The sequence below is a fragment of the Lentzea alba genome (genome assembly GCF_047445655.1).
In the GTDB taxonomy this organism is placed as follows: Bacteria; Actinomycetota; Actinomycetes; order Mycobacteriales; family Pseudonocardiaceae; genus Lentzea; species Lentzea alba_A.
The window spans coordinates 265,053-278,414 of record NZ_JAJAEG010000011.1 but is presented as its reverse complement, the minus strand read 5'-3'; the positions used below and the strand labels follow the sequence as shown (position 1 = coordinate 278,414).

14 protein-coding genes and 2 tRNA genes are annotated in these 13,362 nt (G+C 68.6%); 8 read left to right on the top strand and 8 right to left on the bottom strand.

Translation table 11 applies throughout. The features are described from left to right. Positions 1-35 precede the first annotated feature (35 nt). Positions 36-109: transfer RNA gene (locus LFM09_RS20560), tRNA-Pro, on the bottom strand. A 62-nt stretch (positions 110-171) separates the two neighbouring features. Here LFM09_RS20560 and LFM09_RS20555 point away from each other — a divergent pair. From LFM09_RS20555 to LFM09_RS20545, 3 genes are all read left to right on the top strand, one after another. Further along, positions 172-242 (top strand) — tRNA-Gly (locus LFM09_RS20555). Between the two features lie 162 nt (positions 243-404). Continuing rightward, positions 405-743 carry a VOC family protein gene (locus LFM09_RS20550; RefSeq protein WP_414098107.1) on the top strand — a complete coding sequence of 113 codons (339 nt, stop codon included), beginning with the start codon at positions 405-407 and terminating at the stop codon, positions 741-743. Positions 744-1,013: 270 nt separating this feature from the next. Continuing rightward, positions 1,014-1,349, top strand: coding sequence for a histidine triad nucleotide-binding protein (locus LFM09_RS20545; protein ID WP_414098106.1), 336 nt, complete (start codon positions 1,014-1,016; stop codon positions 1,347-1,349). Here LFM09_RS20545 and LFM09_RS20540 read toward each other — a convergent pair. Continuing rightward, a complete protein-coding gene (locus tag LFM09_RS20540) occupies positions 1,346-1,969 on the bottom strand; it encodes an MBL fold metallo-hydrolase (protein WP_414098105.1) in 624 nt (207 codons plus the stop codon). The genes LFM09_RS20545 and LFM09_RS20540 overlap by 4 nt on opposite strands. Further along, on the bottom strand, positions 1,966-2,646 hold the full coding sequence (locus tag LFM09_RS20535) for a 2-phosphosulfolactate phosphatase (protein ID WP_414098104.1): 681 nt from the start codon (positions 2,644-2,646) through the stop codon (positions 1,966-1,968). The genes LFM09_RS20540 and LFM09_RS20535 overlap by 4 nt, the downstream gene beginning before the upstream one ends. Before the next feature lie 27 nt (positions 2,647-2,673). On the opposite strand from LFM09_RS20535, the gene LFM09_RS20530 reads away from it, so the two are divergent. Then, complete coding sequence (locus LFM09_RS20530) at positions 2,674-3,135, top strand: ribose-5-phosphate isomerase (protein ID WP_414098103.1); 462 nt, start codon at positions 2,674-2,676, stop codon at positions 3,133-3,135. Further along, positions 3,135-3,935, top strand: coding sequence for an Fpg/Nei family DNA glycosylase (locus LFM09_RS20525; RefSeq protein WP_414098102.1), 801 nt, complete (start codon positions 3,135-3,137; stop codon positions 3,933-3,935). The genes LFM09_RS20530 and LFM09_RS20525 overlap by 1 nt, the downstream gene beginning before the upstream one ends. Before the next feature lie 57 nt (positions 3,936-3,992). Here the strand turns inward: LFM09_RS20525 and LFM09_RS20520 are convergent, their stop codons facing one another. Both LFM09_RS20520 and LFM09_RS20515 read right to left on the bottom strand, forming a co-directional pair. Then, complete coding sequence (locus tag LFM09_RS20520; protein WP_414098101.1) at positions 3,993-4,712, bottom strand: hypothetical protein; 720 nt, start codon at positions 4,710-4,712, stop codon at positions 3,993-3,995. Positions 4,713-4,769: 57 nt separating this feature from the next. Further along, the gene (locus LFM09_RS20515) at positions 4,770-5,984 is read right to left on the bottom strand and encodes a GNAT family N-acetyltransferase (RefSeq protein WP_414098100.1); all 1,215 of its coding nucleotides are present in this window, start codon (positions 5,982-5,984) and stop codon (positions 4,770-4,772) included. Between the two features lie 178 nt (positions 5,985-6,162). Between LFM09_RS20515 and LFM09_RS20510 the strand changes: the two genes are divergently transcribed. Continuing rightward, on the top strand, positions 6,163-6,549 hold the full coding sequence (locus tag LFM09_RS20510; RefSeq protein WP_414098099.1) for a hypothetical protein: 387 nt from the start codon (positions 6,163-6,165) through the stop codon (positions 6,547-6,549). On the opposite strand, the gene LFM09_RS20505 is transcribed toward LFM09_RS20510, so the two are convergent. Further along, positions 6,546-7,907, bottom strand: a complete 1,362-nt coding sequence (locus tag LFM09_RS20505; RefSeq protein ID WP_414098098.1) for an aldehyde dehydrogenase family protein — start codon at positions 7,905-7,907, stop codon at positions 6,546-6,548. The two genes, LFM09_RS20510 and LFM09_RS20505, sit on opposite strands and share 4 nt — an antisense overlap. Before the next feature lie 223 nt (positions 7,908-8,130). On the opposite strand from LFM09_RS20505, the gene LFM09_RS20500 reads away from it, so the two are divergent. Further along, positions 8,131-9,027, top strand: coding sequence for a cellulose binding domain-containing protein (locus LFM09_RS20500; protein ID WP_414098097.1), 897 nt, complete (start codon positions 8,131-8,133; stop codon positions 9,025-9,027). A gap of 49 nt (positions 9,028-9,076) precedes the next feature. On the opposite strand, the gene LFM09_RS20495 is transcribed toward LFM09_RS20500, so the two are convergent. Further along, entirely contained in the window at positions 9,077-9,922 is an 846-nt protein-coding gene (locus LFM09_RS20495) for a DNA-3-methyladenine glycosylase family protein (protein ID WP_414098096.1), read from the bottom strand. A 36-nt stretch (positions 9,923-9,958) separates the two neighbouring features. Further along, the gene (locus LFM09_RS20490; RefSeq protein WP_414098095.1) at positions 9,959-10,567 is read right to left on the bottom strand and encodes a DsbA family protein; all 609 of its coding nucleotides are present in this window, start codon (positions 10,565-10,567) and stop codon (positions 9,959-9,961) included. Between the two features lie 173 nt (positions 10,568-10,740). On the opposite strand from LFM09_RS20490, the gene pepN reads away from it, so the two are divergent. Further along, positions 10,741-13,302: an aminopeptidase N gene (pepN, locus tag LFM09_RS20485; protein ID WP_414098094.1), complete on the top strand. Its 2,562-nt coding sequence runs from the start codon at positions 10,741-10,743 to the stop codon at positions 13,300-13,302. Positions 13,303-13,362 lie beyond the last annotated feature (60 nt).

The window sequence follows — 13,362 nt, the reverse complement described above, 5'->3', positions numbered from 1 at the left end:
GACAACACGAGTCGTCGAGGGCTTTCGTCAACCGATCGGGGCGACAGGATTTGAACCTGCGACCCCCCGCTCCCAAAGCGGGTGCGCTACCAAACTGCGCCACGCCCCGGTTGCACCCAGCTTACCGCCCTCCGCTAAGGTATTGACCGCAGCCCCTAAGCGGGCGGCAACGCGGGCGTAGCTCAATGGTAGAGCCCTAGTCTTCCAAACTAGCTACGCGGGTTCGATTCCCGTCGCCCGCTCGTGGCCGAGGCCGACGCGTGTCTGCAGAAAGCGCAGACCTCGTCGGCCTCTCGCATTTCCTCAGAGGCCAAGCCCCCAGACCCCCGGCCGGGGAGGTCCCCGGACCCCCGTCACCCGATGGCGGTGAGCAGCATCACAACGAGCGTTGCGGAGGCTCCGACATGCGGCTCGAGCAGATCGTCGTCGACAGCAACGACCCCGCGCGGCTGGTGCGGTTCTGGGCCGAGCTGCTCGGGGGCGAACCCGTGGAGCGCGAGCACGGCTGGGCCCACGTCGACCCGCCGGACGGGCCGCGGATGTCGTTCCAGCCGGTGCCCGAGCGCAAGGACGTGAAGAACCGGCTGCACCTCGACTTCGAGGTCGACGACATCGAGGCCTCGGTCGTGAAGGCGGTGAGCCTGGGCGCGACCCGCGAGGGAGTGGTGCACATCGACGAGAAGGGCAGCTTCCAGGTGATGCGCGACCCCGAGGGCAACGAGTTCTGCTTCGTCCGCGACTGAACTTGCCGCGACTGGACCCTGCCGCGACTGGACCCTGCCGCGACTGAACCTGTCGCGACCGGACGTGCGCCGGTCAGCTCTGGAACGCCCGCCAGAGCGCCTCACCGAAGCGGATCGCGAGGACCACGAGCAGCACGCCGATCGCGAAGCTGATGAGGCACCGCACGATGACCAGCAGTTTGGCGCCCTTCATCCAGCCATGATTTATCGCTGACAGGCTTGAACAACAGGGTCCAGCTGTACCAATCCCGCACCGAATAGCATGCGGGTGTGACCGACTGCCTGTTCTGCCGCATCGTCGCGGGCGAGATCCCGGCGACCGTGGTGACGGAGACCGACACCACGCTCGCGTTCCGCGACATCGACCCCAAGGCACCCACGCACGTCCTGGTGATTCCCAAGGAACACCACCAGGCCATCGGGGACGTGGACCCGGTGCTCGCGGGCCAGATCCTGGCGACCGCGCACCAGGTCGCGAAGACCGAGGGCGTCGACGAGTCCGGCTACCGGCTCGTGTTCAACACCGGCAAGGACGGCGGGCAGACCGTCTTCCACGTGCACTGCCACGTCCTGGGCGGGCGCGGCCTCACGTGGCCTCCGGGTTAGTCGACCGCCGGGACGGCCATTTCCCGCACGAACTGTGCGTCGACCGGGTTTCCGTGACCTGGCACGACGATCCGCGGTTCGAGCTCCAGCATGCGGTCGAGGACGTTGCGCCAGTTCGAAGGCGTGGCGTCCGAACCCGCCTGAGCCGGCGCGCCCTCCTCGACCAGGTCGCCCGCGAACACCACGCCGACGTCCGGCACGTGCACGATCACGTCGTGCGAGCTGTGCGCGGGTCCGAAGTGGTGCAGGTCGACCCGGCGTCCGCCGACGTCCAAAGTGACGGTGTCCCGGAACGTGTGCGTGGGCGGGATGAGCGTGCCCTCAAAGGGGTCCGAGTAGTACCTGGCGCGGCTTTCGAGCAGCGTCTCGTCGACGATGCAGTCCTCGTGCGCCCACACCTCACACGGCAGGAACGCCTCCGTCGCGAGCACGTGGTCGAAGTGGTTGTGCGTCAACACGATCCTCGACGGACTGATCTCGGCGGCCAACGCCGGGTCCATCCCGGAGTCGACCAGCAACGAGTCACCCGAACCGGTGATGAAACCGAGCGTGAGGTCCAGTTCGGTTTGCCGGCGGATGAACACGCCGTCCGCGATCTCGATCATCCCCGCACCACTCACGACAGCCTCCCCTCGACCAGCAGGCCCTCGGCGAACACCGGCACCGCCTTGCTCACGCCGACCTGCACCGCCAGCTCCACGTCCGCCGCGTGGCCGTTGTCGATCAACTCACGCCCCGACCCGCACTCCCGGACGGCCGACGCGACATCGGTGTTGGTGAAGGCCGCAGCGGCCAGCGCCGCCTCCGGTGAAGCAGATCCGGACAGGGCGGCGAGCACCGCGCCCGCACCCAGGTAGTCCTCGACGCAGGGCCGAAGCGGACCGAACTCGCGCGGCCCCCTCTTGAGGATGTCGAGCCCCCACCGTTCGCCGCCGGGGATCACGCCGATGGTCTCCCCCAGCTCCTGCGCGCGTTCGGCGACCGCCGCGGCGTTGCGCAGGCAGGCCGCGAGCACGTGGGCTCCGGTCTCGGCGGCGAGGAAGCAGAGGTTCGACCCGTTCGGCGACGGCAGGTCGACCAGTCCGGTCGCGTCGACGAGTGATGCTGGTCGCAACGTGGGCCCTGACGTTGGCCTCCAGCGCGAGGGACGGACTTGTCCGCCGTTGCCGACCACCAGGTCGACGGACGTCGTGAACGACAGCACGTCGACGACAACCAGCACGTCACAGGCCTTGAGCGCGTCCACGCCCTCGGGCCCCCACTCCAGCCGCAGCCGGTACCCCTCCTGAGCAAACACGCCGCCCAGCGTGTCAGACTCCGTGACGTGCGCGTTTATCTGGCAGCAGACCACGCTGGCTTCGAGCTGAAGTCCCACCTGATCACGGCTCTCAAGGAGCAGGGTTACGAGGTCGTCGACGTCGGTGCCCACGAGTACGACGCTCAGGACGACTACGTGGCGTTCTGCGTCGACGCCGCCGAGAAGGTCGTCGCGGACCGTGTCAACGGCGAGGGCAGCCTCGGCGTGGTGATCGGCGGTTCCGGCAACGGCGAGCAGATCGCCGCGAACAAGGTGAAGGGCGCCCGTGCCGCACTCGCCTGGAACATCGACACCGCGCAGCTGGCCCGCCAGCACAACGACGCGCTGCTCGTCGGCATCGGCGCTCGCCAGCACTCCACCGAGGAGGCGACCGCGATCGTCCAGGCCTTCCTGGAGACGCCGTTCTCCGGCGAACCCCGGCACCAGCGCCGCATCGACCAGGTCAGCGCGTACGAAACCAAGGCCTGATGCCCGAAGGCCACACGCTGCACCGCCTCGCGCGGCTGCACCAGCGCCGGTTCGCGGGCAAGCCCGTGTCCGTCACCAGCCCACAGGGGCGCTTCTCGGCGTCCCTTGTGGACGGACGCAAGCTCGTCCGCGCCGAGGCGCACGGAAAGCACCTGTTCCACGTCTACGGACCGGACGCGATCGTGCACGTCCACCTGGGCCTGTACGGGACGTTCACCGAGTCACCGCTGCCGGTCCTGCTGCCCATCGGCCAGGTCCGGATGCGCATGGTCGGCGAGACGCACTGGACGGACCTGCGCGGTCCGACCGCGTGCGAGGTGCTGAACAAAGACGAGGTCAAGACGATCCGCGAGCGGCTCGGCCCCGACCCGTTGCGAAAAGACGCCGACCCGGACCGCGCCTACGAGCGGATCACCAGGTCGAAGCAGCCGTTGGCCGTGCTGCTGATGGACCAGAAGATCCTCGCGGGCGTCGGCAACGTCTACCGCGCCGAGGTGCTGTTCCGGCACAACGTGAACCCGCTGCTGGTCGGCAACAAGGTCAGCCGCGAGCTGTGGGACACCCTGTGGGACGACCTCGTCGTGCTGATGAAGGACGGCGTGAAGGTCGGACAGATCAACACCGTCCGCCCCGAGCACATGCCGCGCGCGATGGGTCGTGCGCCACGCGTGGATCGGCACGGCGGTGAGGTGTACGTCTACCGCCGTGCCGGTGAGCCGTGCCTGATCTGCGGCACCGAGGTCATGACCACGGAACTGGCCGCGCGCAACCTGTTCTGGTGCCCTGCCTGCCAGCCCTGAAAAATTTGGTCGGTAGCCATTTGGGGGCCGGCCTGAAAGTGCTCAGTTCGTGAGCACTTAGAAGTCGAACCCGCCGAAGTCGAAGCCACCGGCGTCACCCATGTCGGCGGCACCGCCCATGTCGCCCATCCCGACGTCTCCCATGCCCATGTCACCCATGCCGTAGTCGCCGATGCCGTGCATGCCGGAGAACATGGCGTCCATCAGCAGGAACGTGCCAACGCCCCACGCACCGGCCACGAGCGCGGGCTTCCACCACGGCTCGGAGTACCAGCCACGCGGCACCGGACGTCCGGCGACCATGCCGCCGGGGTAGTAGTAGGGCGTGCCGGAGCCGGAGTGCGGCGACGCGGCGTACTGGTGCCCCTCAACCGTGACCCGGCGGTCCTCGCTGACGGCGCCGGCCTGCTTCTGGCCCGCGACCTCGGGCAGCGCGGGACCGGGGTCCATGCCCATGGCCTCACGGGCCGCGCGCACGTAGTGCAGGCCCTCCATCGCGGTCTCGGTGACCAGCTTGGCCTGCGGAATCGTGCGGGCCTGCTCCATCTGGGACCCGGCCGCCGTGAAGCGTTCCGACGCGTCCGCCAGCGCCTGCGTGGACGCGGTGTCCGTGCCGGAGAGGCTCATCACCTGGCCACCGAGCCGTTCGACCCAGCGGCGTGCCTCGGCCTTGGCGTCGTCGAGCTCCCGCGCCTTGCGCGCTTTGCTCGCGTTGACCAGGTAGAACATCCCAGCGACCAGCAGTACCAGCACAACGACCCACACGATGGTGCCCACGGCTTTACCTCCCACACCAGGTAAACCGTCAACGTGTGAACGCGCGCGCTTGTTCCGTCAGAACACCTCTGGGCAATGCGGGTAGTGCGTGCCGAGGAACGCAATCGTGAGCGCGTCCACATGTCCTGGCGTGTGCTCGACCACGCGGTGTGCTCGCCTGAGCACGGAAAGCCGTGCACCACCGAGGAAAGCACTGCCGAGCGCGGCAGCGTCCAGCGTCACGTCCGCCGGGTCCTCGGTGCGAGCCACGGTGGCCTCGCCGTTCTTGACGGTGAAGCGCCAGCGACCGGAGTTCCACGGGCAGAAGGTGTCCTCCACGTCCAGCACACTGTCCACATCGGACGAGTACTGGCGCAGCGGCAGTGCGCGGTCGAGGTCGACGATCCGCAGCCACAGCGCGTCGGCGTCCTCGCGCCGCACCTTCCGCGGGTTGTCGACCATGTGCAGGATCGGGTCGTCCCACGCGGTGTAGAACGAGATGCTGCCCGCGAGGTCCATGTCCAGCAGGAACCGGTAGAGGTCCACGTACGCCTGTTCGGTCTCGCACACCAGCTCGCGCACGTGCAGCTCGCTCTTCGGCCCACTCGAGTCGCCGTCGTGCTTCACCCGGAACACCACGTACCCCTCGGGGTGCAGGGCGTACCGGTAGGAGGAGAGGCCACCGCGGTCGATGTCGCGGTCAGCGAGCTGCACGTCCCAGGTGCCGTCGATCCGGTCGAGCCAGCCGACCCGCGTGCGCCGCACCCGCTCGTACGTCTCGTGCATGAACGGCATGGCCTCTTCGCGCGTCACCTGGCGGATCCGCGTGTCGCTCACGTGCACGCCGGGGTGGAACGCCATGCGCGTCGGCATCTTGAGCATCGCGAGGCTGGTGGCGTACTCGCCGTAGCCGTAGCGGCGGTAGATCGAGCCTTCCGACGCCCAGAGGATCGCGATCGGCTCGCCGTTCTCGTGCATGCCGTGCAGCTGCGTCTTCATCAGCAACGACGCGACGCCGCGCCGGCGATGGCCCGGCTTCACCGTCACGACCGTCACCGCGCCGACCGGAGCCTGCCGGCCGCCAGGAACGGTGATCTCGCGGCTCAGGATCCCGGCGGTGCCGACCATCTCGTCGCCGTCGAACACGGCGTGTGCGCGCTCCAGTTCGAGCACTTTGAGCCACTTGCTGTCCTCGCCGCGGGGGTCGTCCAGGAACGCCCAGGCCAGGACGTTCTGGAAGTCGCGGAGGTCGGAGTGCTCGATGGTCCTGATGCTCAGCGCCGAGTCAGCCATAGGGCCAGTGATACGCCGCTCCGACGGGTCTCGCAGCTCAATTTCCGTCGGCCCCGCAGTCCACGTGACCCCGAAAGCAATCGTTTTCATCGGGAACGTTCCTGGGTGGCGTGCCGTTTGGAGGCAAGCGAAAAATCGCCGCGCCAGCTCTGGTGAAACAGCCGACCAAGGAGCAGAAATGAGAGCTTTAATCGCTTTCTTGTCCGCCGCGGCCATTCTTCTCGTCACCTCCGCGCCGGCCTCGGCCGCACCCGTTCCGGTGCAGCTGATCGCCGAGACCGGCCTCGCGAAGGTGATCCCGACACCGATCGAGATCCACATGGAGGCGTTCGCCCGCAACGCCAACACCGGCGCGAACCTCAACAACGTGCTGGTCTCGTTCCGCACCACGACCGGCAACGTGCTGTGCACCGATCACACCGACAGCGGCGGCAAGGCCTCCTGCGACGCCGAGGTCGACCAGACACAGCTCGTGCTGGTGCTGCTGCTCGGGTTCGACGCCGTGGTGACCGGAACCGCGGACTACGGACCGGCCACGGCGCACAATTCAGTTCGCATTGTTTAGCGCTGAATTGACTTGACCTCGCAGAACTCGTCCAGGCCGAACTTGCCGAATTCACGGCCGTTGCCCGACTGGCGGTAGCCGCCGAACGGCGCGCTCGTGTTGAACGCGGCGGCGTTGATGTCGACCTGGCCGGTGCGCAGGCGCCTGGCCACTCGCATCGCCCGGTCGGCATCAGCGGAGAACACGCCGCCTGCGAGCCCGTAGATGGTCGAGTTCGCGATCCGCACCGCGTCGTCCTCGTCGGCGTACGGCATGACCGACAGCACCGGCCCGAAGATCTCCTCCTGGGCGATCGTCATCTCCGGCGTCACGCCACCGAACACCGTTGGTGCCACGTAGAAGCCCTGCGGCAGCGGCGCGTCCGGTCCACCGGCGGCCAGCTGCGCACCTTCCTCGACGCCCTTGCGGATGTAGCCGACCACGCGGTCGCGCTGCGCCTTGGACACCGCCGGCCCGATGCGCGTCGACGGGTCTGAAGGATCGGCCGAGGTGTACTTGTTCGCGGCAGCGGCGGCGAGCTGCACGGCCTCGTCGTGCCGGTCGGCGGGCACCAGCAGGCGCGTCCACGCGCTGCAGGCCTGGCCGTTGTTCATGAACGAGTTCGCGACCGCGATCTTCACCGCGCGACCGAAGGCCGAGTCGTCCATGTCGTCGAGCAGAATGCACGCGGACTTGCCGCCCAGTTCGAGGGCGACGCGCTTCACCGTCTCGGACGCCACCGCCGACACCCGCCGCCCAGCGCGCGTCGACCCGGTGAACGACACCATGTCCACGTCCGGGTGGGCGGCCAACGCCTCGCCGACGACCGGCCCGGTGCCGTGCACCAGCCCGAACACGCCTTCGGGGACGGCAGCCGTGATGATCTCGGTGAGCAGGTCGGCGGTCTTCGGCGCGAGCTCACTCGGCTTGAGCACCACGGTGTTGCCCGCGGCGAGCGCCGGCACGACCTTCGCGACCATCTGCTGCAGCGGGAAGTTCCACGGCGTGATGGCGGCGACGACGCCGATCGGCTCGCGGAGGATCAGCGAGTTGCCGATCTCCTCGGGCTCGAAGTAGCCGCGCTCCAGCACGTCCGCGACGCCCTCCGCGATCGAGATGGGGTTCGCGACCTGCACCTTCTGGCTGAACGTGATGGGCGTGCCCATCTCCTGGGTCATGGCGCGCGCGAGCTCTTCGCCTCGCTCCCGGAGGCCGTCGATGATCGCCCGGACGACCTTCGCGCGTTCGTCGACGGAGGTCTCCGACCACGCGGGGAAGGCGGCCTTCGCGGCGGCCACGGCCGTGTCGACGTCGGCCGGTGTGCCTTCGGCGAGCGTGCCGATGACTTCCTCGGTGGCGGGGTTGACGACCTCGATCACGAGAGCCCTCCAGGCGGATGTGACACCTAATGTGCGGACAGCGCCCAGACTGTCACATCATCCCGCGGCGGTCACGTCGGCTGCGACTCCACGTGTGGCAGTGCAGAGAATCCGGGCCGAGCGCACATCTCCAAGTGGAGATCTCCTCGGTTCCGTCGAAAGGCCGTACCCTTCACGGCCGGTCGCCGTTGCGAACGGACGCGTTCAGCACAATGGGGAGAAGATGAGATTGCTCGGCCGGTACCCCTTTGGATTGTGCGCGTTCGCGACACTGCTGGCTGTCGCGGCGTGCACGACAGGTGCGGCCGACACCCCGCCACCAGCTGATTCCGGATCCGCAGAGCAGGACGTCACCGTCGTAGCCCCGCCACCTGACCAGGTGGCGGAGGTCGTGGACGCCAGGACAGTGCTGTTGTCCAACGGGATCGAAGCCCGCATTCTCGGCCTGGCGGCGCCGGGCGAGTGCTATTCGGCGGCCGCGGTGAAGTTCGCGCAGGACACCCTTCTCGGCAAGCAGGTGCGTTACAGCCGTGCGTCGGAGACAGCCATCAGCCTGCGCCTGGGCAACAACGACGACTACGCCGCACTGGCGGTGAGCAAGGGCGCGATTCGCGCCGAACAGAACGACCCGGTGCTCACCGAACTGGAGAAGACCGCCGAAACGTCGCGCCTCGGCCTGTGGGGACCACCCTGCATCGGGCAGAACACCACGCCGACCTCGACGACGACGACGACCACCACCACGCCACCGCCCGCCACGACGACCACAACTCCGCCGCCGCCGCCCGCCCCGCCGGTCACCAACAGGGACTGCGCCGTCGACTACCGCGTGCTCGGCTCGGGGAACGGCGTGTTCTACGCCGAGGTCGCCCTCCGCAACACCTCGCGGATCGCGATCGAGCAGTGGGCGCTGCGCTGGCAGTTCCCCGGCGGCCAGAGGGTCGTGCAGGCCTCGGGCGCCGCCGTGCAGCAGCACGCCGCGGAGGTCCTCGTGCAGGACTCCAACCAGGGTGCGTCGCTCAACTCGGGCGCGTCGGTGAGGTTCCAGTTCGCCGCGTCAGGCTCGCCCGTGACTCCCGGTTCCTTCGCGGTGCACGGCAGGCCCTGCTCGACCGGTTGATCAGGCGCGACCGGATCCGGCGGGCGCCAAGCTCGTCACTCAGCGGCACTCAGCGGGCCGCAGCCGCCGTCACACCTCCGAGCCGCCGCTCACGCAGCACGCGCAGGTGCACCGCCGCCCACGTCCGATACGGCCGCCACGCCTCGGACACCTCGGCGAGCGGCCTGCCGTACCGCTCAGCGACCTCGGCATCCAGCCGCTCCTCGTTGTGCGGCACCGCGTCCGGCGCGTTCGCCCCGCGCAGCACGACCAGCTCGGCGGCGAACGGCCCCAGCCCCTTGACCTGCTGCACCGCCAGCACAGCGGCAGCAGGTTTCATCGACCTCAGCGTCACCGCGTCCAGCAGCCCGTCGAGCGCCGCCTCGGCCACCGCTCGCAGGTACTCCGGCTTGCGACCGGGCAGGTCCAGGTCGAGCGCCAGCAGCTCCGCCGGTGCCGGGAACACGCCGTCCCGGAGCAGCGAAGCCTTCAAGACGGCCGCCTGCGACATGCGAACGCGCTGCGCGAGCACCGACCACGCCGCCGCCTCGTACGGCGAGTAGAAGCCGCACGGGCGTAACCCCGGCAACGCCGCCTGCGCAGAAGCGATCACCGGATCCCGCTGACCGACGTCAGGCCACGCCCGCCCGTCGACGTCCAGCGAGAGGAACCGGCACGCCTGCGCCGCCGCCACGTCGAGATCGCCCTCGCCGGAGAGCGACAAGACGGCAGTGGCGCCGCGCTGGGTCACGGAGACCGAAGCACGACGCCACTCACCCTCGACCAGGAACGCTGACTGCAGCGCCTCGCCCGCGCGCTGAGGCAACGCGGACGGCGTGAAGCCCTCCCAGAAACCCCGGCTGGTCGCGAGCGACCAGGGCCCCTGAACAGCGACTTCGACGCGGTGGTGTGCCATGTCTGAAGACGTTAGCGAGCACCACCGACAAAAAATTCAGCTGAAGTCGAGGTCGCCCGTCCGGGTGCGCTTGAGCTCGAAGAAGTACGGGAAGCCCGCGAGCATCCGAGCGCCGTCGAAGATCGTGCCGGCCTCCTCGCCGCGCGGGATCTTGGTCAGCACCGGGCCGAAGAACGCGACGCCGTCGATGTGGATCGTCGGGGTGCCGACGTCCATGCCGACCGGGTCCATGCCGCGGTGGTGGCTGGCCCTGAGCTCCTCGTCGTACTCGGTCGACGCAGCGGCCTCGGCCAGCTCGGCCGGCAGCTCGGCGTCGGCCAGCGCCAGCTTGATGATCTCGTCGAAGTCCTTGTTGCCCTCGTTGTGGATCCGGGTGCCCATCGCGGTGTAGAGCCGCGGCAGGACCTCGTTGCCGAACTTCTGCTCGGCGGCGATGGCGACCCGGACCGGGCCCCAGCCCTTCGTCATGAGCTCCTTGTACTGCTCGGGCAGGTCGCGGCCCTCGTTCAGCACCGAGAGACTCATCACGTGGAAGGTGAGGTCGATGTCGCGGACCTTCTCCACCTCGAGGATCCACCGGGAGGTGATCCAGGCGAACGGACAAAGAGGGTCGAAGTAGAAATCGACCTTCGCCTTGTCGGCCATGCGTGCCCCTTCAGTCGCGTTCTGTGGCGTTGGGTGCGTTTATCGCCCCATCAGCCCAACCAGATCACCCGCTCATCTCTTCCCGGACGCCTGTTCCGTGATTGGATGCGGGAGTCATAACCATTCCCGACGACGTCAGCGCGTAACCACCCGCGCGGCAGACGAGGTGACCAGTGGCCGCGCCCAACCTCACCCGCGACCAGGCTCAGGAACGTGCTGAGCTGCTGGAAGTGGAGTCCTACCGGATCGAGCTGGACCTGACCGACGGCGGCGGAAAGCCGGGTTCGGACACGTTCCGCTCCACCACCACCGTGGTGTTCCGCAGCCGGACTCCGGGTGCTTCCTCGTGGATCGACATCGTGGCGGCGACCGTGCACCGCGCTGTGCTCAACGGCAGCGAGCTCGACGTCTCCTCCTACCGCGAGGAGGACGGCGTCGTGCTGCCGGACCTCGCGGAGCTCAACGAGCTGACCATCGAGGCCGACTGCCGGTACATGAACACCGGCGAGGGCCTGCACCGGTTCGTCGACCCGGTCGACGGCGGCGTGTACCTGTACTCGCAGTTCGAGACCGCGGACGCCAAGCGCATGTTCGCGTGCTTCGACCAGCCCGACCTCAAGTCCGTCTACTCGATGAAGGTGACGGCGCCGCACGACTGGAAGGTCATCTCGAACGGCGAGATCATCGCCACCGAGGACGGCGAGGGCGGCGCGGACGTGCACACGTTCGCCACCACCAAGCCGATGTCGACCTACATCGTGGCCCTGGTCGCCGGTCCCTACGCCGAGTGGCGCGACGAGTTCGTCGAGGGTGACTTCAAGATCCCCCTGGGCATCTACTGCCGTGCCTCGCTCGCTCCTCACATGGACGCCGAGCGGCTGTTCACCGAGACCAAGCAGGGCTTCGGGTTCTTCCACCAGGCGTTCGGGGTGCAGTACCCGTTCGGCAAGTACGACCAGTGCTTCGTGCCGGAGTTCAACGCGGGCGCGATGGAGAACGCGGGCTGCGTCACGTTCCTGGAGGACTACGTCTTCCGCAGCCGCGTCACCCGCTACCTCTACGAGCGGCGCGCCGAGACCGTGCTGCACGAGATGGCGCACATGTGGTTCGGCGACCTGGTGACCATGCGCTGGTGGGACGACCTGTGGCTGAACGAGTCGTTCGCCACCTGGGCGTCCGTGCTCGCGCAGGCCGAGGCCACCGAGTACCGCCAGGCGTGGACGACGTTCGCGAAGATCGAGAAGTCCTGGGCGTACCGGCAAGACCAGCTGCCGTCGACGCACCCGGTCGCCGCGGACATCTCCGACGTGCAGGCCGTTGAGGTCAACTTCGACGGCATCACGTACGCCAAGGGCGCTTCCGTGCTGAAGCAGCTCGTCGCGTACGTCGGGCTGGAGAACTTCCTGGCGGGCCTGCGGGTCTACTTCGCCAAGCACGCCTGGAGCAACGCGACGCTGGCCGACCTGCTGGGTGCGCTGGAGGAGGCGTCGGGCCGCGACCTGTCGTGGTGGAGCGCGCAGTGGCTGGAGACCACCGGCCTGAACCTGTTGCGCCCCAAGTTCACCGTTGACGCTGACGGCAAGTTCACCGAGTTCGCCGTGCTGCAGGGCGGCGCGCGTCCGGGTGCCGGCGAACTGCGCACGCACCGCATCGCGATCGGTGTCTACGACGACGACGGCTCGGGCAAGCTGGTTCGCACGCACCGGTTCGAGCTCGACGTGACCGGCGACCGCACCGAGGTGCCCGAGCTCGTCGGCGTGCACCGCGGCAAGATCGTGCTGGTCAACGACGACGACCTCACGTACTGCACGATGCGCCTCGACCCGGATTCGCTGGCCGCGCTGATCGACCACATCTCCGACATCGCCGAGCCGCTGCCGCGCACGCTGTGCTGGTCGGCCGCGTGGGAGATGACCCGTGAGGCCGAGCTGAAGGCCCGCGACTTCGTGAACCTGGTGCTCGGCGGGCTGCACTCCGAGTCCGAGGTCGGCGTGGTGCAACGGCTTCTGCTGCAGGCGCAGACGTCGCTGTCGTCCTACGCGGACGACTCGTGGCGTGACGAGGGCTGGCGCCGGTTCGTGGCGACGTCCCTGGAACTCGCGCAGGCCGCCGAGCCGGGTTCGGACCACCAGCTGGCGTTCGTGAACGCACTGGCGTCTTCGGTGCTCGACGAGTCCACTTTGGAGGTCCTGCGCGGCTGGTACGACGGAAGCGCCGTGCTTCCCGGACTGGACGTGGACACCGACCTGCGCTGGCGTCTGCTGCAGGCTCTCGTCGCGCACGGCAAGGCGGACCTGCCGGAGATCAACGCCGAGGAGGAGCGCGACCCGACCGCCACCGGTCACCGCCGCGCCCAGCAGGCCCGTGCGCTGCGCCCGACGGTTGCCGCCAAGGACGAGGCGTGGGACCGCGCGGTGAACGACGACGACCTGCCGAACGCGGTCAGCGAGGCGATCATCGCGGGCATCTCGCACCCCGGCCAGAAGCAGCTGCTCGCGCCGTACGTCGAGCGCTACTTCGCCGACGTGAAGGGCGTTTGGGACCGGCGCACGTCCGAGCGCGCGCAGTCGATGGTGGTCGGCATGTTCCCGGCCTGGTCGATCGCGCGGTCCACTGTGGAGGCTGCTGACGCGTGGCTCGCGGGCGACCACCCGCCGGCGCTGCGGCGGCTGGTCTCCGAGGGCCGGGCGGGCATCGTGCGTGCCCTCGCAGCCCAGGAGTTCGACCGCTCCTGAAATTCGTTGTGCGAGGAACGCCCCGGGCCGCTTTGATGGCGGCACGGGGCTTTCCCGTCT